Raw genomic sequence first — 18,386 nt, 5'->3', positions numbered from 1 at the left:
GCGCCCAGCCTGTCATGTCGGAGCCGCCGGCGTCGGCCGACCGCCGAGCGGGCCGCGCGCACCCCGACGCTCCCCCGGCCTCGGGTTCGGAACGGGCGGCGGGCTCTGGCCGCGCGGCCTCCCACCCGGCCGGCCCGATGCCGGCCGGGCCGGGCCGACATCGGGCGGCTATCCGCGCTCCCTGGGCAGCAGCGTCGCGGCCCCGGCCGTGGCGAGCGCGGCGAGCAGGCCGGCGATGAGGAAGGCCACGCCGTAGCCGTGGGCCCCGCCGAGCGCGCCCGCCACCGCCGTCAGGACCGCGATCCCGAGCGCCGTGCTGACCTGTCGCGTGGTGTTGAGCAGCCCGGAGGCGAGCCCGGTCAGGGCGGGTTCGACGCTGCTGGTGGCCGCCACGGTGATCGGCGTGAAGGCCACGCCCGCGCCGAGGCCGACCAGCAGCAGCGGGACCACGATGGTGGGGAGGAACGACGTGTCGGGGCCGAGCCGTACGAGCAGCAGGAAGCCCGCGGTGACCAGCGAGAGGCCGAGGCTGGCGGTGCGCCTGGTGCCCCAGTGGGTGGTCATCCAGCCGGTGACCTGGGCGCCGACCATCACCGCGAGGGCGGTGGGCAGGAAGCCGAGCCCGGCGCGTGAGGGCGAGTAGTCCAGCACGTGCTGGAGGTAGAGCGAGAGCACCACGGGGCTGGCGAGGTAGCCGATGCCCAGGCAGAACATCACGGCGTTGGCGGCGCTGACCGCGCGGTGCCCGAAGATCCGCAGCGGCATCAGCGGGCTGCGGGCCCACCGGTGCTGGCGGGCCACGAAGAGGGCGAGCAGGACGACGGCGGCGGCCGAGAACGCCACCGCCCGCGCCGTGCCGGCCGGCTCGCCGAAGGCGACGACGCCGTAGACGAGGGCGGCGAGGCCGCAGGTCACCAGGGACGCGCCGAGCACGTCCAGCGGCTCGCGCGGGGCGTCCGTACGGGGCCTTCGGGCGAGCGCGCGCCAGGCGACGACGAGCACCGCGACGCCGATGGGCACCTTGACGAGGAAGACCCAGCGCCAGCCGAGCGAGTCGGTGAGCAGCCCGCCGAAGACCGTGCCCGCCGCCGCGCCGACCGCCCCGACCATGCTCCACAGGCCGAGCGCGCGGGCCCGCCCGGCGGGCTCGGCGTAGGCCAGGTGCACGATGGTCAGCGTGGTGGGCATGAGCAGCGCGCCGCCCAGGCCCTGCACGGCGCGGGCGAGCACCAGGTGCCAGGGGGCGGTGGCCAGGCCGCACCAGAGGCTGGCGGCGGTGAAGACGCCGAGGCCGGTGAGGAAGACGGCGCGGGTGCCGATCAGGTCGGCGAGCCGGCCGCCGAGCAGCAGGAAGCCGGCGAAGGCGAGGGTGTAGGCGTTGACGACCCAGCCGACGGACGAGGTGGTGAAGCCGAGGGCGGCGGCGATCGGCGGCAGCGCGACCGAGACGATGGTCGCGTCCAGGACGACGAGGAACTGCGCGCTACACGACAGCAGCATGAGCAGCCACGGCGGCGCGGCTCCGCCGGCGCGCGGCGTGGCCGGCACCCCCTTCGCACCGCCCTTGGTGAAGACCCGCGACACGGCGCGCGGCGACATGTCCTCCCCTTTCCGCCAACCCCCGAGATCCGAGTTAAGTAAGGCTAACTTAGCTTTTGCGCCCCTTACGGCCCCCGCGGCGACCGTTGGCCCGCCGCCCGCCCTCCCCGTCGAGAATTCAGCCACCCATGCCTCCCCGTGGCCGTTCCATGACCCGCACCTGACCCGGCCTTGACGGACCCGAGCCCTACCCGGCCCGGACGCGCTCGCGCCGGGCGGGCCGACCCCGGCGGGTGGCGTGGGTCGCGCGCCGTACTCCCGCACGGGCGCCCCGGCACCTGAACTACGCTCGGGTGAGCTGACGCCGGTCAGCGTGCGAGAGCGTCGAGACGGGAGATCCGGGTGTCGGTGGAGATCACCTGGTGGGGACATGCCACCGTGACGGTGGTGGACTCCGGAGTCCGCGTCCTCACCGATCCGCTGCTCGTCCAGCGCCTGGCCCACCTACGGCGGCGGCGCGGCCCCGTGCCGCCGGACAGCGCGCTGGTCGCCGACCTCGCGCTCGTCTCCCACCTGCACGCCGACCACCTGCACCCCGGCTCGCTCGCGCGCCTCGCGCCCGGCACCCGGCTGATCGTGCCGCGCGGCGCGGGCGCGGCCGTGCCGGCGCTGCGCCGGGTGGCCGGCGCGCGGGCCCTGCGCGTCACCGAGGTGCTGCCCGGCGACGAGGTCACGGTCGGCGAGGTGCGGGTGCGGGCCGTACCCGCCGCGCACGACGGGCGGCGGCTGCCGTACGGGCGGCACCGGGCGCCCGCGCTCGGCTACGTCCTGCGCGGCGCGGCCACCACGTACTTCGCCGGCGACACCGGCCTCTTCGACGAGATGCCCACCGTGGTCGGGCCGTGTGACGTGGCGCTGTTGCCGGTCGGCGGCTGGGGCCCGTACCTGGGTCCGGGGCACCTGGACGCGCGGCGCGCGGCGCGGGCCCTGGAGCGGCTCGGGGCGCGCAGCGCGGTGCCGGTGCACTACGGCACGTTCTGGCCGATCGGGCTCGACGCCGTCCGGCCGCACGAGTTCCACGCGCCGGGCGACGAGTTCGTACGGCACGCGGCCCACCTGGCGCCCGAGTCGGTGGTGCACCGGCTTGACCACGGCGAGAGCGTGCGCCTGGAGGCCGCTCGGTGATCGCCGAACTAGCCCGCGCCGTACCGCCCGAGTCCACCCAGCAGGCGGTCGGCTACCCCTCGCTGTTCCTGCTGGTGGTGGTGGGCTCGCTGGTGCCGGTGGTGCCCACGGGCGCGGTGGTCAGCTCCGCCGCCGTGGTGGCGATACACCAGACCTCGCCGTTGGCGCTGCTGTTCGTCTTCGCCGTCGCCTCGCTGGCCGCCTTCCTCGGCGACCTGGCGCTGTACTGGCTCGGCCAGCGCGGGGTGCGCTCCAAGAACGGCTCGCTGTGGCTGGGGCGGCTGCGCGAGCGGGCGGCGCCGGAGCGGCTTGAGCAGGCGCGCGTCCGGTTGGACGAGCACGGCGTCGCCGTCCTCGTGCTGTCCCGGCTGCTGCCGGCGGGCCGGATTCCGGTGATGCTCGCCTGCCTGCTCTCGTACGTGCCGCTGCGCCGGTTCGCGCGCGGCGCCGCCCCCGCGGCGCTGGCCTGGGCCGTCACGTACCAGTTGATCGGTCTGCTGGGCGGCTCGCTGTTCGCCGAGCCGTGGGAGGGCGTGGCCGCGGCGGTCGGGCTGGCCCTCGTGGTCACCGTGGCGCCCGCGATCTGGCGCCGACTGCGCAGGTCACCGGCCGGGTAGCCGGCGCGCCCAGTCGGGCGCGCGCACCCGTCAGGGCGTGGGGTTGTGGCGGGCGCGCTCTTGGTGGCGGCGGGCCTTGAGGCGGTTGCCGCAGGTCTTCATCGAGCACCAGCGGGCGGTGTTGGCGCGGCTGTGGTCGAGGAGGAAGAGGCGGCACTCGTCGTTGCCGCACGGGCGCAGTCGGCCGGGCCGGCGCTGTTGGACGTCGTACCAGGCGAGCACCAGTTCCACCGCGAGCAACCGCTCGGGCGGCGCCGTGAGGCGCCAGCGCAGCTCCGCCCCGTCGACCTCGGGCAGTTGGCGGACCTCGGCGAGCAGCCGCCGCAGCTCGGGCTCGGGTACCGCGTCGCGGGTGGCGGTCTGGAGCGCGTCCCGCGCCGCCCGTAGCCAGTCGAGCGCCCGCGCGTCGCACCGGCCGCCGTGCTCGTGCGCCCACTGGCGCAGCGCGGCGTCATCGGCCCACAGGTCCCGCGGCCGGCCCTCCCGTACGGGTGTGCTGTTCAGCGCCGCGAGCAGCGCCGTTTCGTCGATCATCTCCGACCACCCCATCACCTAACCCTCTTCACGCACTTGACAGGTTACCCCGCATCGGGTCCACTGAGGGCGCCGATAACCACCACAGCGACTTAAGAGGGTTAGCCATGACGGACGTTCGTCATCAGTACGCCACCGTGCGCGGGCACCGCGTCTTCTACCGGGAGGCCGGTCCCCGCGACGCGCCGACCCTCGTGCTGCTGCACGGGTTCCCCACCAGCTCGCGCATGTTCCGCCGGCTGATCCCGCTGCTCGCCGACCGGTACCGCGTCATCGCCCCCGACCACCTCGGCTTCGGCCACTCCGACGCCCCGCCCGCCGACGCCTTCCCGTACACGTTCGACGCGCTCACCGACATCACCGAAGCGCTCCTGGCCGAGCTGGGCGTCTCCCGGTACGCGCTATACGTGCAGGACTACGGCGCCCCCATCGGCTGGCGGCTCGCGCTGCGCGACCCGGCGGCGGTCACCGCGGTGATCTCCCAGAGCGGCAATGCCTACGAGGACGGGTTCGTCCCCGAGTTCTGGGCGCCCCTGTGGGCGTACGCCGAGGACCCGGGGCCGGCGACGGAGCCCGCGGTCCGTACCGCCCTCGACCTGGAGGCCATCCGCTGGCAGTACCTGCACGGCGTCGACCACCCCGAGCGCGTCGACCCCGACACCTGGACGGCCGACCACCGCGACGTCAGCCGCCCCGGCAACGACCTGGTCCAGCTCGCCCTGTTCCGCGACTACGCCACCAACCGGCCGCTCTACCCGCGGTTGCACGCGTACTTCCGAGACAGCCGCGTCCCGCTGCTGGCCGTCTGGGGAGCCGGGGACCTCATCTTCGGCCCGGACGGCGCGCGCGCCTTCGCGCGGGACCTGCCGGACGCCGAGATCCACCTGGTGCCCGGCGCCGGCCACTTCCTGCTGGAGAGCCACCTGCCGACCGCCGTCGACCACATCCGGGACTTCCTGGCCCGGGCGCTGCCGACGACCCGGAGCTGACGCCGCGCCGCGCGGGCCGGCCCCAAACCGGCGCGCGGCCGGCGCCCCGTGTCACGGGTGCCGGCCGCGCGCCGGGCTAGCGGGCGTCACACAGCGCGTGGTCCACCAGCCGCGACGTGGCCTCGTCCTGGCGCCGTTGCTGGGCGGAGCCGGGGCGCCAGGTGGTCACGGCGGTGGCGACCGCGCGCCGACCGTCGTCGGTGGCGCCGGCCGCCGCGACGTGGCCGGGCGAGGAGCCGCCGTGGTACCAGACGCCCGCGTCGCACCCGGCGACCGGCCGCCAGTACACGCCGAGCCCGAACCGGACGCCGGACTCGCCGCCCCACCCGTCCCGCGCGGCCGTGGTCTCCCGCAGCCGGGCCCGCTCCGCGTCGCCGAGCAGCCGCCCGTCGAAGAGCGCGCGGAAGAACTCCGCGACGTCGCCGGTGGTGCTGATGACGGAGGTGTCCGGCAGCGGCACGAACACCGAGGTGTCGGTGAGCTGGTCGGTGCCCGGGAAGCGGGTGTAGCCGGTGGCCGCCGGCCGCGGCAGGTACGCGGACGTGCCGGCCGTGAACGTGTGCCGCAGCCCGAGCCTGGCGATCACCCGGTCGTGGATCTCCCGCGCGACCGGACGGCCCGTGACCTTCTCGATGACCAGGTCCACGAGCAGGTCGTTGGTGCGGGAGTAGCCCCACCGCTTGGTCGCCACCGGCGCGGTGGGGTCGGGCTGCCACCTCGGCCCGCGCGCCATCGCGAGGCGCACCAGCTCCGCCGGTTCGTACGCGGTGAAGCGCCTGGCCTCGAACGCGCGCGGCGTGAGGTCGCGGGCCCCCGGCAGTTGGTCGGTGTAGTCGGAGAGCCCGCTGGTGTGCCGCAGCAGGTCGGCCACCGTGATCCGGGTGCCGTCGTTGCCGTGGCCGGCCACCACGCCGGGCAGCACCCGCTCCACCGGATCAGCCAGCCGCAGCCGGCCCTCGCCGACGAGTTGGAGCGCCACCACGGACGCGAACGGCCGGCCGACGCCACCGACGCGGTAGTGCGCGCGCCAGGGCACCGGCCGCCGCGTGGCCACGTTCCCGTCGCCCGCGCGGGCGCGCGCCCGGCCGTCCGGGGTCCGCACCTCCGCCACCACCCCGGTGGCGCCGGCCACGTGCACCGCGTTGGTGTCCCGCCGCAGCTCGCGCCGGTCCACGGGGGAGCGGTCCGGCGCCGTGCCGGTGGCCGTGGCCACCGCCCCCGCCGCGACCGCCACCACCACGCCCAGACCCACGCCCAGCCGCACCCGCCTGGACGCCCACCCGCCGCGACCACGCGCCCCCGTCGTGTCCCCCACCGGTCCCCCTCTTCCGCGCCGGCGCGCGCCCCCGACGGGCGGCTCCGGCCTGTGCTTCGGTCGGTCCCGCCGCCCCCGCGCCGTCAGCCGCTCGCCGCGTCCCCGGCGCCCGGGCGGGCAGGACCCTCCCATCCTGCCCGGGGACGGGCGCGAACGCCGCCGGGTTTTTGGCCCGCCGCGCGGCGCGACGACTTCCCGAGGTCCCACAACGGCCGTACGGCTCACGTGAGTTGACCCCGTGAACCGTACGGCCACCTGGCGCGCCCGTCGGCCCGCGCTACCGCTCCCGACGGCCCGTCACCGGCACAGCGCCGCGTCCACCAGGGCCAGGACGTGGTGCGGGCCGTCCGCGACCGTGGGCGTGTCGGCCGTGACGGCGATCGACACGGCGCGGCCGTCGTCCGTCCTGCCACCGCTGGTCTGGTAGCCGGGGATGTTGCCGCCGTGCCCCCACGCCAGGCCGCCGCAGCTCAGCGGCGTGCTGATGACGCCGAGCCCGTACCGGGCGCCGGGCCACAACCCGCCGTCGGTGGCGACGGTGGTGCGCATCTGCGCCAACTGCGCCGGGGCCAGCAACTCGCCGCCGAACAGGGCGGCGTAGAACCGGTTCAGGTCGGACGGGGTGGAGATGAGCTGCCCGGCGGCCCAGCCCCAGGAGGGGTCCATCGTCGTGATGTCCTCCAGCGGCGCCCCGGGCCGCTCGGCGAAGTACCCCCGGGGGTGGGCGCCGCGAATGCGCTCGTCGCCGACGCCGGGGAAGTAGGTGCCGCGCAGCCCGACGCGGTCGATGACGCGGCGGGTGATCTGCTCGGCCAGGGGCCGCCCGGTGACCTTCTCGATGATCAGGCCGGCGAGCGTGTAGTTGGTGTTGCTGTACGCCCACCCCTTCCCGGGGGCGAACAGCGCCTTGTGCGCGAGCCCCAGGTCGAGCGTGGTGCGGGGCTGGACGTAGGTGTGGCGCCCCTTGCCGGTCAGGTCGTCGATGTACGGGACGTAGTCCGGCAACCCGCTGGTGTGCTGGAGGAGTTGGCGGACCGTGATCCGGCGGCCGTCGATGCCGTCGCCGCGCACCAGGCGGGGCAGGTACGTCTCGACGGGGGCGTCCAGCGAGACCTTCCCCTCGCCGACCAACTGGAGGACGACCGTCGCGGTGAACGCCTTGGTGTTGCTCCCCGCCCGCACCCGGCCGTCGAGCGGCGCCCTGGCCCCGGTCCGCAGGTCGGCGACGCCGACCGCGTAGTCCCGCACCCGACCGTCGGGGCGCGTGGTGGCGGCCAGCGCGGCGGGGTACCTGTCGTCGCGGGCCAGGCGTTCGAGGCCCTGGCGTAGGACGTCCCGGGAGTCGCGGTCGGCGGCGGCCGGCGTCGGCAGCGTGCCGCCGACGGCCAGGGCCGCGGCGAGCGCCCCCACCACGGCGATGACGCGCCGCGAGCGGAACGGGCGGGTGCGGGCCGAGCGGAAGCCGGCCGGGCGGGGGTGGCTGCGCGGCGGACGGTGGCGCGTGGTCACGGGGGAACCTCCTGGTCGCGCCCTGTCGGGCACGGGAAACACGGGGCGGGTCGGTGCGGCGCGTGCGGGCCCCGCTCGGGGCGGCGGCGGTGCGACGGCCGCGTACGAGGAGGCTAGGGATGAGCCGCCGCCGAGCACATCGACCGGGGGCACGAGGGCCCTGAGTCCCGGCCGTGACGACGCCGCTGGGATGAGGGTCCCAACCCGGAGGAGGAGAGCGGGACCACGGGCCTGGGTGGGCGGTGCTGTCCGCGAGGGACAGCCTTCGCGTGGGGTCGTGGTGACCGTGGGTCAGTCGGCGGTCAGGGCGTACTCGACCTGTGGGAGCGGGTTGCCGTCCCCGTAGTCGAAGTCGCGGACGACACCCGACTCGGTGAAGCCGTGCTTGGCGTAGAAGCGGCGCGACCGGGGCGTGTCCCGCAGCGTCCACAGGTGGACGTGGCGCGCGCCCCGCTCCCGGATCGCGGTCAGCGTGCTGGCCATCAGGGCCCGCGCGACGCCGGTGCCCCAGCCGTCCGGGTGGCCGTAGAAACCGAAGACCTCGACCGTGTCCGGCTCCGGTGACGAGGGGCCGAAGTAGGAGAACGCCAACGGACGCCCGTGCGCCGTGGCGAGCAGGCACGTGTTCCGTGGCTGCTCGGTGAGCACGGCCTGCCAGCGGTGGCGGCGCCGGCGCAGCGCCTGGGCGAGGAAGTCCGGGGAGAAGAAGTCGGCGTAGGCGGCGCGCCAGGAGGCGGCGTGGATCTGGCCGATGGCGTCGCCGTCGCTCGGTGTGGCCGGGAGAACCGCGAAGTTCGCTGTCATCCGGCCACCGTACGGGCGGGCGCCGGTGCCGTCTCGGCGATATGTCCACGCCGATGGTGGTGGTCCGGCGCCGCCGGGTCAGCCTGTGGTCGCTGGTCCTTCTCCTTCGACCGGGGTACGGGTTCTGCCCTACGGGTTGATCCCCCCGGTGGGTCCGCCACGCGAGGATCTCGCCATGTCCCTGAAGATCCTTCACCTGCCCCCGCCCGTCAGCGACACCGAACGGCCGCCCCCGCGCTGGGCGGTACGCCTGGCGTACGCGCTTCCGCTGCTCCTGCTGCCGTCGTGTCTGTGGCGGCTGCCCTTCGCCGTGCATTTGGAGATGGGGCAGATCCAGGACGGCGGCATGCCGCCGTACTGGGTGAGCGTCCCGTACGTGCTCGGGCTCAGCGTGCTCACCGAGGTGACGGCCATCCTGGCCATCGGGCTGGTGCGCGGATGGGGCGAGGTGGCGCCCGGCTGGATACCGCTCATCGGTGGCCGGCGCGTCCGGCCGCTGGCGGCCGTCGTCCCGGCGGTGGTCGGCGGGCTGGTCCTCACCGTGCTCTTCACCGACCTGCCGCTCGGCGACGGCCGCCGGCTCACCCTGTACGGCGTCATCGACACCGTCGACTACTCCCACGACGCCTGGGAGACGCTCGCGACCGTCTGCGTCGCCCCGACCAGCCTCTGGGGACCCATCACCATCGCCCTGGCCCTCGCCTACCACCGCCGCCGGCGCGCGACGCCGCCCACGGGAGGCTGACCGGCCGCGCCCACGGCCGGTCGGCGAAGCGGGGCGTCGGGACACCGGCGGGAAGCGGCAGGACGTCGGCGGGTCGGCGGGGTGTCGGCGGGTCGGCGGGGTGTCGGAGGCACGTCGTTCAGGGCGCTTCCAGCACGCGCGAGGCGCCCACCGGCAGGTCCCACAGGTCCTCGCGGTCCCGCCCGGCCGCCTCCCACGCGGCGCGCACCCGGCGCTGGGGTTCCACCGGCGGCTCGGCCGAGAGGAGGAACGTCGCCCAGTGCATCGGCGCCATCCGGCGCGCCCCGAGGTCGCCGAGCGCGCGCACGGCCTCCTCGGGGTCGGTGTGGACCGGGTGCAGCATCCAGCGCGGTTCGTACGCGCCGATCGGCAGCAGGGCCAGGTCGATGCCGGGGTAGCGGTCGCCGATCTCGGCGAACCAGTGGCCGTAGCCGGTGTCGCCGGCGAAGTAGATCCGGTGCGCCGGCCCCTCGCCCACCGTCTGCGGGGCGGTGATCACCCAGCCGCCCCACAGCGAGCGGCAGGTGTCGGTCAGGCCGCGCTTGCTCCAGTGGTGGGCGGGCACGAAGTCGAAGCGGACGGCGCCACCCTCGGGGGCGGGCAACTCGACCGCCTCCCACCAGTCGAGTTCCGTCACGCGGGTGAACCCCCGACGGCGGCACCAGGCGGCGAGCCCGGCCGGCACCAGCAGGTGGGTGGCGCGCGGCAGCCGCCTGAGGGTGGGCACGTCCAGGTGGTCGTAGTGGTTGTGGCTGATCACGACGGCGTCCACGCGCGGCAGGTCCTCCCAGCGCACCCCCACCGGCGTCACCCGGGCCGGGGTGCCGAGGATCTTCCGGGACCAGACCGGGTCGGTCAACACGGTCAGCCCGCCGACGCGGATCACCCAACTGGCGTGCCCCGCCCAGGTGACCGACACCGCGCCGGGCCCGGGCGTCGGCAGCGGGCCGGGGGCGAACGGCAGCTCCGGAACGGTGTGCAGGGCCCGGTCGGAGGGGCGCAGCAGCCCCTCGCGGGCGAGTCTGGCCAACGCGCGCACGCCGGGCAGCGGCGCGGTCAGCCGGTGCGCGAACGTCCGGGGCCAACGGCGCACTTCGCCCAGCGGGCGGGGCGCCGGCAGCGGGCGCGGGCCCGTCGCGGGGCGCGCGCGGCGCACGGCGTGCGGGCGGCCCGCGCCACGGGGGCCGGCGTCAGTGCGGGACCGCTCGGTCTGATCGGTCATCGGCAGGACTCCATTCGTCGGGGGAACGGACTCGGGCGCGGCGATACGTCCCCTCACACGGCTACCCCGTCACGCCCGTCAACCGACGCGCCCGGCGCGCCCGCGACAGGGCGGCGAGGGGCTCGGTGTGGTCGGGGGCGTACGAGGGGGCGTGGGGCGTACGGGGTGGGCGGGTCAGTCGGCCGCCAGCTCGCTGAAGGCCGACTCCAGGAGGGTCAACGCCGCGCGGACGTGCGGCCGTTCCAGCGGGTCGCGCGCCGCCAGGGTGGCGAGCCGCTGCTCGTCGTCGGCGCCGAGCAGCGGCAGCGTGGACAGCCGCACCCGCAGGTCGTCCGGCGCGTCCCCGAACCGGTGTCCGCCGGGCACCGGCCGCCCGAGGCGCCGGGTCAGGTGGCGTTCGAGGTCCACCACGTCGGCGATGCCCCGTTCGGCGAGCGGCCCGCGCAGCTCCGCCAGGTCGACGTACAGGTGGTGGCCGGCGCGCGGTGGGCGGCTGAGTACGCCGAGGTCGGTCAGCCGGTCGTAGGCGGCGGTGCCGACGGCGCCGTAGGCCCGGGCGGCTGCGGCCGTCCTGGCCCGCACCGGCGCCGGCTCGCGCAGCGCGTGCAGCGCCGCCGCGGCGACCGGGGCCGGGAGTTCGCCGCGTACGGCGCCGAGCGCGGCCAGCAGCCCGGCGTGCAGCTCGGCGCCGCGGTCGGAGGCGGGCAGGCGGGCGATGGCGGCGGGCCAGCTCGGCGGGGTGAGCGCGCCGGCGAGGTCGGTCAGCACCACCACCCGGTCGGGCACCATCTCGGCCGGGCTGACGACGACGGTCTCCCCCGGCCCCCCGGTGACGGGCCGCTCCGGGCCGTCCGCCGGTTCGGGGGGCGCCGCGCCGCCGGGGCGGGGTGGCGGGCCGGTCGCGGCGGTGGGCGGCGGGTCGGCGGCGGTGGGGTGCACGGTGTCGCGCCAGGTCTCGTCACTGATGATGAGCAGGTCCTCCGCCGCGGCGGCCTCGCACACCTCGTGCAGCAGCTCGGGGGGCGCCACCGTGCCCGTCGGGTCGTCGGCGACCGCGAGCACCAGCACCCGCGGGTCGCCGCCCTCGGCCCGGACCCGGCGCACGGTCTCCAGGAGCGCGAACGGGTCGGGCACTCCGCCGCTCGGGGCCGGCGCCGGGGCGTGGTAGGTGGGGCGGCCGGCGAGCCGGGCGAGCGGCGCGTACCAGGCCGCCGACGGGCGGGTCAGCAGCACGTCGCCGCCGCTGGCCGCGAGCAGGGCCAGCAGCAGCGGCTGGCCTCCGGCCCCGGCGAACACCTGGTCAGGGGCGGTGTGCAGGCCACGCCGGGCCCAGTAGCCGCAGGCCGCGCGGTGCAGTTCCGGCGCGCCGCCGACGGGCTCCGGCTGACTACGGCCGGTGGCGGCGGCAAGGCGGGCGGCGAGTTCCGGCAGCGGGGGCAGCGCGCCCTCCGCCGCCCAGGGGGTCGCGGCGCTGTGCGGAGCCGGGGCGGGCCGCTGCATCGGTACCTCCGTCGACGAGCGGGGCGGGGCGGTCTGCTACGCGCTGAACGCGTACGCATATCAACACATACTCTCCTACCCGCCGAACGGTGCCACCTTCGCGGACCGCCCGCCTCCGGTGGCGGGCCGACACGACACGTGGGGGCCCGGCCACGGCGTTTGCCCGTCGGGGGTGCGGGCACTCGGCCGGTGCCCGGCGCCGCCCCGGCGTCACGGCGTCCGGACGCCGCGGCGACCCGCGCAACGGGCGCGTGAGTGCCCGCGTGGCGAGGGTGGCCGCCGGGCGCGCCCGGTCGGGGCGGTCGCACCGCGCGGCCCGGCAGGCGGAAGAAGCGACGACGAGGACGAGCAGGGGGCACACCGTGACGACCATGCCCGAGGGGCAGCGGGACGGCCTGGAGGTGCTGGCCAGCGACCACCGGGCGGTGGAGGGCCTGCTCGCCACGTACGGGCCGGACCTCGAACCCGAGGAGCAGCTCGCCCTGGTCGAGCGGGTGACGGTCCTCGTGGTGCGGCACATGGTGGCCGAGGAGGAGTACCTGTACCCGGTGGTGCGTGGGGAACTGCCGGACGGCGACGCGCTGGCCGACGACGACCTGGGACGGCAGGCGGCGATCGAGGCCACGCTCAACGAGCTGGACGGGCTCGACCCGGTCAACGAGCGGTTCGAACCGCTGGTGCGCCGGCTGACGGACGAGGTGGCCGCGCACGTCGAGTTCGCCGAGGGGCGGCTCTTCCCCGGGCTGCGGGAGCGGCTGAGCGCCGAGCGGCGCATGGGGCTCGGCCTGCGTCTGATGTCGGCCAAGCGCACCGCGCCCACCCACCCGCACCCGGAGGCGCCGGACCGGCCGCCGCTCAACAAGCTGATCAACCCCGGGGTCGGGCTCGTCGACCGGGTGCGGGACTGGCTGTCCGGCCGAACTCGATGAGCTGCGGTTCCAGGCCGCGACCCCGGCTGCGGACCACCGTCTCGGCCAGTTCGGCGAGCTTGCGGTTGGACCGCTGGGACATCCGGCGCAACATGTCGAAGGCGGTCTGCGCGTCGCAGCCCACGATGTGCATGAGGATGCCGCACGCCTGGTCCACCACCGGTCGGGTGCGCAGCGCGGTGTCCAACTGGTCGACCTCGGCGAGCGCCGCCCGGTAGCGCTGGGCACATACCAGGTTGGCGACGGTCAGGTCGCCAAGCAGTTCGGCGGTGTCCCGGTCGGCCGGGCCGAGGACGCCCGGGCGCAGCCCGTACAGCGTGATGGTGACGGCCAGCCCGTCGTGCTCGAAGGGCAGCGTGGCGCTGGCCCGTACGCCGGCCGCCAGCGCCCTGGCCCGGTAGCGCGGCCAGCGCTCCTCGTACAACAGGTCGTCGGTGACGGCGGGCCGCCCGGTGTGCAGGGCGGCGGGGATGGGGCCGTCGCCCTGGCTGAGTTGCACGGCGACCAGCGCGGACAGGTCGGGGTGGGTGGCGGCCGTCAGTTGCTGCTCCACCTCGGCCTCGGCCACCTCGGCCTCCGCCGCGCCGGCTGCGGCGGGCCCGCCGTCGGGCCCGGGCGCCTCGGCGGGCGGGCGGGAGGCGGGCGGGCGGCTGCGCCCGGCGGGCGTGTCCTGGCGCGGGACGCGGGGCGGGTCGCCGGGCCCGGCCAGGGCGGCGACGTCGCGGGCGGCGACGGCGGTCGCGGTGGCGCCGCAACTGCCGGGGGTGTGCGCGACGGCCTGCTCGGCGAGCCGCGTCAGCTCCCGGCTGAGGGCGACTCCGGCGTCCGGCGGCGGGGTGAGTGGCTGGTGGGGAACGGCGGATGTGCGGTCGTGCATGTTCACGAGCTTCCTTTCCTGGGCGGTGGCCGTCTTCCCCCTGCTCCTCTCCTCGTGCTTCCTCGGATGCCCGGGTCGACGCGGCGGAAACGAAACGGTGAACGACGCGCGAGCAAGCGTGTTCCTATCATTCGGACATGGCGGGGCGGGGCCGGAAGGGTCGGGCAACGGTTAGCGTGTGGCCATGACAGAGGGTGAGGACGAGGGGTTCAGCCAAGAGCTGACCGACTTTCGCCGACGAGTGGAAGAACTGCGCGCCGTGCAGGCGCTGCCTGCGGCGGAACGGCTTGGTGCGCTGGACGCGGCGCTGGTGGAGCTCCAGCACGCCGCCGACGTCCTGTGGCCGCGTTTCGAGCGCTGGACGGCCGTACGTGGCGACGGGCGCGGCAACGCGCAGGAACAACGGCTGCTGCGCGCCCTGTTCCAGCGGCTGCCGGTGGCCGTCGCCCTGGTGGACCGGGAGGCGGTCGTACGGCGGATGAACTTCGCCGCCACCCAGCTCTTCGGCACCCAGGCCGGCTACGCCACGGGCCGCACGCTGACCGGCTGGTTCCGGCACGACGGCCGGGCCGCGCTGCGCTCGCAGATAGCGGCGGTGGCCCGGGGTGAGGGCGGGCGCATCCTGCTGGCGCGCGTCCCGCGCCGTCCGGGCGCGACGGACCCCGTGCCGGGGCTGCCAGGCCGGGCGGCGGAGGCCGAGAACGCGGGGCCGGAGAGCGCCCCGGACGCGCTGTGGGTCACGCTGGGCGCGATACGCCCGCCGGACGAGCGGCAGCTCGCGGTGCTCGCGGTCTTCCAGCCCGCGGACGGCGCGAGCGCGACGAACGGCCCCACCGCAGCGGGCTTCTCGCTCGGCCCCAGCCGTTCGCCCGCCCAGCCCGACCTCGCCGAGGTCACGCGCCAGGCGGAGGTGCTCGACCTGGTGGACGAGGCGGCCACGGCGCTGCTGAGCGCGCCGCCCGACGCCGACCCGGAGGCGGTCGCCCTGCGCGCCGCCCAGGTGCTCCACCGGCGCTTCGCCGACTGGGTGGTCGTCGACTGGGCCAACCGCGACGGCACCGGAGGTGGTGGGCAACGCGTCGAGACGCCCGCCACCGCAGGTGCCCCCGAGGTCGCGACCTTCGGGGGCACCGCTCATGGCACCGGTGGTGCCACGGCCCCCACGGCGGCCGAGACCGCGCCGCCGGGCACGCCCGTCGAGGCGCCGCCCGGCGCCGGGCCCGGGGGCGCGCTCCCGCTGCGACGCCTGGTGGTCTGCGGCCCGGACGACGGAAGCGACCTGGTGGCCACCGTGGCCGCCCAGGACCCGGCCGACTGCCCGCTGGTGGCGGGCGCCGTACGCAGCGGCACCTCGGCGCTCCAGGTACGCCCCGACGAGGTGACGGCGTTCGGCCGCGACGCGTCCGGCGCGCCGGTGCTGGTGGCCGCCGAGGTGACGTCGCTGCTGTGCGTGCCGCTGCGGGTCGCGGACGCCGGGCCCGTTCAGGGCGCGCTCACCGTGTTCCGGACCGGCGCCCGGGGGGCGTTCGGAATGGCGGAGGCGGGCGCGCTCGACCGCGCGGCCCGACACCTGGCGCTCGCCCTGGACCGCGCCGCCGCCTCCGGCGCCGCGACCCGGAACGGGCCGGCCGCGCCCGGCGCACCGGACACGCCGGACAGACCCGACAGACCCGACAGACCTGAGAGACCCGGCAGACCCGAGGGGTCGCCGGCGGTCGCCGCCACGACGTGCGCCACCGCGACGGGTGCCGCCCCCATCGGTGGGGACCGGACCGGCACGCCCGCCCCAGCGGGCACCACGGCATGCGCCGCCGGCCCCGTGGGAGGCGCGGGGCACGCCGGCGCGGCGGCGGGCCCGGACCAGGGCCAGGTCAGCCAGCAGGTCTGCCACACCCCACCCACGGAGCCGGGCGCCGGGCCCGGGGGCGCGCCCCGGGCGCCGGAGCCGCGGCACCCGTCGGACCCGACGCGCCCGCCGGGGCGCTGAGGCGCCGGCCGCCGCCCGCCGCGTGGTGGGCGGCCCGGCCGGGGGTCACGGCGCGCGGCGCGGTCCGCGCCGCGCGCCGGGCGCCCTCTCACGCGGCGTCCGCCAGCACCCGTTCACCGATCCGGGCGCAGGTGCGGTTGATGAGCCGGGAGACGTGCATCTGGGACATGCCGAGCTGGTCGGCGATCCGGCTCTGCGTCATGTCGCAGAAGAAGCGCAGGTAGAGGATGCGCCGCTCGCGTTCGGGCAGGGCGTGCAGCTTGGGCTTGACGGCCTCGCGATCCACGATGCGGTCGTAGTCGGGCTCGGGGGCGCCGAGCGTGTCCACCAGCGAGTAGCCGTCGGCGGCGCCGGTCAGTTCGGCGTCGAGCGAGAGGGCCGCGAAGCTGTCCAGGGCGCCCATGCCGGTGCGCACGTCGGCCTCGGACAGCCCGGTGTGGCGTGCCACGTCCTCGACCGAGGGCCGCCGGCCGTCGGGGGTGCGGGTCAGCTCCTGGATGGCGGCCCGCACCTTCTGCCGCAGCTCCTGTACCCGGCGCGGCACGTGCAGGCTCCACAGGTGGTCCCGGAAGTGCCGCTTGACCTCGCCGACGATGGTCGGCACGGCGTAGCTCTCGAAGGCCGTGCCACGGCCCGGTTCGTAGCGGTTGACCGCCTTGACCAGGCCCAGCATGGCGACCTGCTTGAGGTCCTCGCCACTCTCGCCGCGGTTGCGGTAGGTGGCGGCGATCCGTTCGGCCATCGGCATCCAGGCGCAGATGACGCGCTGGCGCAGCGCGTCCTTCTCCGGGCCGTCGGGGAGTTCGTCAATACGTCGGAACTCGGCCGAGGTGTCCGGGGCGTCATCGTGCGGGTGCCGCTTGCGTGCACGTACGGACGTCATGTTCCGCTCTCCCTGAAGTCAGTGCATCGGTGCGTCGCCGTGGGGGACGGCGAGCGGGGATGTCATCGCGGGAGTGGCGCACGCGGACCGGACGGGGCCCGCACAGGTGGCCAGAGCCTCCCGCGGGTTGTGCCTCCGGTCCGAAGCACGTCCTTCGGGTGCCCGAGGGTCCGCGGGGGCAAACCCCGCTTCCCTGGGAAGTCGGCGGAGCAGGGTGTCCGATCGGGTGTGGCACCTTCTTGGGCGAAGCCCCTCGATTGGCGTACACGGCGTCGAGCAACTATCGAGGGAGCGGGGGCACACATGACCTGTCCGGCCGCACCGGGCCATACCGAGCAGCGGCCGGAACGCCAGCAACAGCAACCCAGCAACCACCAGCAACAGAGCACAGCCAGCACGAGATCAGAGAGGGACTTCCACCATGCGAGTCGCGTTTCTCACCGCTCCCGAGGGTGTCGAGCAGGTCGAACTGACCGATCCCTGGGAGGCCGTACGGGCCTCGGGGGGCACCCCGGCCCTGCTGTCCACCGCCTCCGGCAAGGTCCAGGCGTTCCACCACCTCGACAAGGCCGACACGTTCCCGGTGGACGAACTCGTCGGCGAGGCCGACATCGAGACCTTCGACGGTCTGGTGTTGCCCGGCGGCGTGGCCAACCCGGACGCGCTACGGCAGGACGCGAAGGCGGTGGCGTTCGTCCGGGACTTCTTCGCGGCGGGCAAGCCGGTCGCCGCGATCTGCCACGCGCCGTGGACCCTGGTCGAGGCCGACGTCGTCCGGGGCCGCACCCTCACCTCGTATCCCAGCCTGCGTACGGACATCCGCAATGCGGGCGGCGAGTGGGTGGACGAGGAGGTCAAGGTCTGCTCGGGCGGCCCGAACGTGCTGATCACCAGCCGCAAGCCGGACGACCTGCCCGCGTTCAACGAGGCGTTCCTGGCGGAGTTCGGCCGGGTCTCGGGGGACCGGTAGCGGCCACTCCCGCGCTGACCGGGGCGCGACCGGCGGGGCCTATGGCCACGCCGCGCGCCCCGGCGCCCGGGCCGGAGCGCGGGGCGCGCGGCTCGGCGGCGCGGGCCGGCTCGGGTCAGGGGCGCCGCCCGAGCAGGGACAGCAGCTTGGTCTGCACGTCGGCGCCCGGCGGCGGGGTGACGGCCGGGGCGAACAGGCCGGTGCGCGCCAGGTCCGCCGCGTACGGCGAGACCTCGCGTACGGCGAAGTCCACGAGGTTCCGTGGCAGTCGCTCGTCCGCGCCGATCGCCCGTGACAGGTCCCACGCGTGGACGACGGCGTCCATCGTCATCTGGGAGCAGTAGGCCAGCGCGCTGTCCGTCCCCGAGGAGAGGTGTACGGTCCGCTCGAGCGCGCCCGGCTCGGCGAACGCGGCGAGCGCTCCCTCGGCCGCGCGGTCCCAGGTCGCGACGGGGTCGTCGCCCAACTGGTCGCCGTCGAAGCGGTCGCCCTGCTCCTCGATGGTGGAGCCGTCGCGGACCAGCGCCGGCACCCACAGTTGTTCGACCGTCAGGTGGTTCACCAGGTCCCGCACGGACCAGTCGGTGCAGGGCGTGGGGGCGGACCACTGCCCGTCGCCGACGGCGTGCACGCGTTCGGTGAAGAGTTCGATGGCCTCGCGGTGTCGCTGCGCCACCCGGTGTTCGTCCGTCGTCTCAGCCATGCGCCCCATTGTCCCCACACATCTCCCCACCCGCCCGCTCCGCCACCGCGCGCTGCCACCGGTGGCGCACCGGCCGGG

At 76.0% G+C, this 18,386-nt stretch carries 17 protein-coding genes; 7 read left to right on the top strand and 10 right to left on the bottom strand.

What is annotated here, in order from left to right:
• Positions 1 to 168: 168 nt before the first annotated feature.
• Positions 169 to 1,599: an MFS transporter gene (locus AC3CHW_RS29280; RefSeq protein ID WP_488468449.1), complete on the bottom strand. Its 1,431-nt coding sequence runs from the start codon at positions 1,597 to 1,599 to the stop codon at positions 169 to 171.
• A gap of 342 nt (positions 1,600 to 1,941) precedes the next feature.
• Here AC3CHW_RS29280 and AC3CHW_RS29275 point away from each other — a divergent pair, with 342 nt between their 5' ends.
• Together AC3CHW_RS29275 and AC3CHW_RS29270 are read left to right on the top strand one after the other, a co-directional pair.
• Positions 1,942 to 2,724, top strand: coding sequence for an MBL fold metallo-hydrolase (locus tag AC3CHW_RS29275; RefSeq protein ID WP_488468448.1), 783 nt, complete (start codon positions 1,942 to 1,944; stop codon positions 2,722 to 2,724).
• Positions 2,721 to 3,341, top strand: coding sequence for a DedA family protein (locus AC3CHW_RS29270; protein WP_398610045.1), 621 nt, complete (start codon positions 2,721 to 2,723; stop codon positions 3,339 to 3,341). Before AC3CHW_RS29275 ends, AC3CHW_RS29270 begins: the two co-directional genes overlap by 4 nt.
• Before the next feature lie 30 nt (positions 3,342 to 3,371).
• Here the strand turns inward: AC3CHW_RS29270 and AC3CHW_RS29265 are convergent, their stop codons facing one another.
• On the bottom strand, positions 3,372 to 3,875 hold the full coding sequence (locus tag AC3CHW_RS29265; protein ID WP_488468447.1) for a CGNR zinc finger domain-containing protein: 504 nt from the start codon (positions 3,873 to 3,875) through the stop codon (positions 3,372 to 3,374).
• Positions 3,876 to 3,982: 107 nt separating this feature from the next.
• Here AC3CHW_RS29265 and AC3CHW_RS29260 point away from each other — a divergent pair, with 107 nt between their 5' ends.
• On the top strand, positions 3,983 to 4,864 hold the full coding sequence (locus AC3CHW_RS29260) for an alpha/beta fold hydrolase (protein WP_488468446.1): 882 nt from the start codon (positions 3,983 to 3,985) through the stop codon (positions 4,862 to 4,864).
• Between the two features lie 76 nt (positions 4,865 to 4,940).
• Here AC3CHW_RS29260 and AC3CHW_RS29255 read toward each other — a convergent pair whose 3' ends face one another.
• The 3 genes from AC3CHW_RS29255 to AC3CHW_RS29245 all read right to left on the bottom strand — a co-directional run bounded on the left by AC3CHW_RS29255 (position 4,941) and on the right by AC3CHW_RS29245 (position 8,492).
• A complete protein-coding gene (locus tag AC3CHW_RS29255) occupies positions 4,941 to 6,179 on the bottom strand; it encodes a serine hydrolase domain-containing protein (RefSeq protein ID WP_488468445.1) in 1,239 nt (412 codons plus the stop codon).
• 297 nt (positions 6,180 to 6,476) lie between these two features.
• Entirely contained in the window at positions 6,477 to 7,688 is a 1,212-nt protein-coding gene (locus AC3CHW_RS29250) for a serine hydrolase domain-containing protein (RefSeq protein ID WP_488468444.1), read from the bottom strand.
• A 291-nt stretch (positions 7,689 to 7,979) separates the two neighbouring features.
• The gene (locus tag AC3CHW_RS29245; protein WP_488468443.1) at positions 7,980 to 8,492 is read right to left on the bottom strand and encodes a GNAT family N-acetyltransferase; all 513 of its coding nucleotides are present in this window, start codon (positions 8,490 to 8,492) and stop codon (positions 7,980 to 7,982) included.
• A gap of 175 nt (positions 8,493 to 8,667) precedes the next feature.
• Between AC3CHW_RS29245 and AC3CHW_RS29240 the strand changes: the two genes are divergently transcribed.
• Positions 8,668 to 9,237 carry a hypothetical protein gene (locus tag AC3CHW_RS29240; protein WP_488468442.1) on the top strand — a complete coding sequence of 190 codons (570 nt, stop codon included), beginning with the start codon at positions 8,668 to 8,670 and terminating at the stop codon, positions 9,235 to 9,237.
• Between the two features lie 118 nt (positions 9,238 to 9,355).
• Here the strand turns inward: AC3CHW_RS29240 and AC3CHW_RS29235 are convergent, their stop codons facing one another.
• Together AC3CHW_RS29235 and AC3CHW_RS29230 are read right to left on the bottom strand one after the other, a co-directional pair.
• Positions 9,356 to 10,459 carry an MBL fold metallo-hydrolase gene (locus tag AC3CHW_RS29235; RefSeq protein WP_488468441.1) on the bottom strand — a complete coding sequence of 368 codons (1,104 nt, stop codon included), beginning with the start codon at positions 10,457 to 10,459 and terminating at the stop codon, positions 9,356 to 9,358.
• A gap of 174 nt (positions 10,460 to 10,633) precedes the next feature.
• Positions 10,634 to 11,959 carry an aminotransferase class I/II-fold pyridoxal phosphate-dependent enzyme gene (locus tag AC3CHW_RS29230; protein ID WP_488468440.1) on the bottom strand — a complete coding sequence of 442 codons (1,326 nt, stop codon included), beginning with the start codon at positions 11,957 to 11,959 and terminating at the stop codon, positions 10,634 to 10,636.
• A gap of 371 nt (positions 11,960 to 12,330) precedes the next feature.
• Between AC3CHW_RS29230 and AC3CHW_RS29225 the strand changes: the two genes are divergently transcribed.
• Positions 12,331 to 12,888, top strand: coding sequence for a hemerythrin domain-containing protein (locus AC3CHW_RS29225; protein WP_488471203.1), 558 nt, complete (start codon positions 12,331 to 12,333; stop codon positions 12,886 to 12,888).
• Here AC3CHW_RS29225 and AC3CHW_RS29220 read toward each other — a convergent pair.
• Positions 12,827 to 13,765 (bottom strand): ANTAR domain-containing response regulator, encoded by a 939-nt coding sequence (locus tag AC3CHW_RS29220; protein WP_488468439.1) that lies wholly within the window; start codon positions 13,763 to 13,765, stop codon positions 12,827 to 12,829. The genes AC3CHW_RS29225 and AC3CHW_RS29220 overlap by 62 nt on opposite strands.
• 184 nt (positions 13,766 to 13,949) lie before the next feature.
• Here AC3CHW_RS29220 and AC3CHW_RS29215 point away from each other — a divergent pair, with 184 nt between their 5' ends.
• Positions 13,950 to 15,752 carry a PAS domain-containing protein gene (locus AC3CHW_RS29215; RefSeq protein ID WP_488468438.1) on the top strand — a complete coding sequence of 601 codons (1,803 nt, stop codon included), beginning with the start codon at positions 13,950 to 13,952 and terminating at the stop codon, positions 15,750 to 15,752.
• Positions 15,753 to 15,840: 88 nt separating this feature from the next.
• On the opposite strand, the gene AC3CHW_RS29210 is transcribed toward AC3CHW_RS29215, so the two are convergent.
• The gene (locus tag AC3CHW_RS29210; RefSeq protein WP_387601716.1) at positions 15,841 to 16,635 is read right to left on the bottom strand and encodes a SigB/SigF/SigG family RNA polymerase sigma factor; all 795 of its coding nucleotides are present in this window, start codon (positions 16,633 to 16,635) and stop codon (positions 15,841 to 15,843) included.
• 421 nt (positions 16,636 to 17,056) lie between these two features.
• Between AC3CHW_RS29210 and AC3CHW_RS29205 the strand changes: the two genes are divergently transcribed.
• A complete protein-coding gene (locus AC3CHW_RS29205; protein WP_176160841.1) occupies positions 17,057 to 17,605 on the top strand; it encodes a type 1 glutamine amidotransferase domain-containing protein in 549 nt (182 codons plus the stop codon).
• A gap of 115 nt (positions 17,606 to 17,720) precedes the next feature.
• On the opposite strand, the gene AC3CHW_RS29200 is transcribed toward AC3CHW_RS29205, so the two are convergent.
• Positions 17,721 to 18,308: a TIGR03086 family metal-binding protein gene (locus tag AC3CHW_RS29200; RefSeq protein ID WP_488468437.1), complete on the bottom strand. Its 588-nt coding sequence runs from the start codon at positions 18,306 to 18,308 to the stop codon at positions 17,721 to 17,723.
• Between the last annotated feature and the right edge of the window lie 78 nt (positions 18,309 to 18,386).

Source organism: Streptomyces sp. MGP-BFMKR1 (genome assembly GCF_057766585.1).
The sequence above is the reverse complement of the archived record's forward strand: the minus strand, read 5'-3'. Positions and strand labels throughout refer to the sequence as shown.

Bases quoted from the DNA above. Each gene is read 5' to 3' on its own strand.
- AC3CHW_RS29260 (WP_488468446.1), top strand. From the start codon at position 3,983: ATGACGGACGTTCGTCATCAGTACGCCACCGTGCGCGGGCACCGCGTC.
- AC3CHW_RS29215 (WP_488468438.1), top strand. From the start codon at position 13,950: ATGACAGAGGGTGAGGACGAGGGGTTCAGCCAAGAGCTGACCGACTTT.
- AC3CHW_RS29200 (WP_488468437.1), bottom strand. From the start codon at position 18,308: ATGGCTGAGACGACGGACGAACACCGGGTGGCGCAGCGACACCGCGAG.
- AC3CHW_RS29225 (WP_488471203.1), top strand. From the start codon at position 12,331: ATGCCCGAGGGGCAGCGGGACGGCCTGGAGGTGCTGGCCAGCGACCAC.
- AC3CHW_RS29265 (WP_488468447.1), bottom strand. From the start codon at position 3,875: ATGATCGACGAAACGGCGCTGCTCGCGGCGCTGAACAGCACACCCGTA.
- AC3CHW_RS29230 (WP_488468440.1), bottom strand. From the start codon at position 11,959: ATGCAGCGGCCCGCCCCGGCTCCGCACAGCGCCGCGACCCCCTGGGCG.
- AC3CHW_RS29280 (WP_488468449.1), bottom strand. From the start codon at position 1,599: ATGTCGCCGCGCGCCGTGTCGCGGGTCTTCACCAAGGGCGGTGCGAAG.
- AC3CHW_RS29210 (WP_387601716.1), bottom strand. From the start codon at position 16,635: ATGACGTCCGTACGTGCACGCAAGCGGCACCCGCACGATGACGCCCCG.
- AC3CHW_RS29235 (WP_488468441.1), bottom strand. From the start codon at position 10,459: ATGACCGATCAGACCGAGCGGTCCCGCACTGACGCCGGCCCCCGTGGC.
- AC3CHW_RS29220 (WP_488468439.1), bottom strand. From the start codon at position 13,765: ATGCACGACCGCACATCCGCCGTTCCCCACCAGCCACTCACCCCGCCG.
- AC3CHW_RS29205 (WP_176160841.1), top strand. From the start codon at position 17,057: ATGCGAGTCGCGTTTCTCACCGCTCCCGAGGGTGTCGAGCAGGTCGAA.
- AC3CHW_RS29240 (WP_488468442.1), top strand. From the start codon at position 8,668: ATGTCCCTGAAGATCCTTCACCTGCCCCCGCCCGTCAGCGACACCGAA.
- AC3CHW_RS29245 (WP_488468443.1), bottom strand. From the start codon at position 8,492: ATGACAGCGAACTTCGCGGTTCTCCCGGCCACACCGAGCGACGGCGAC.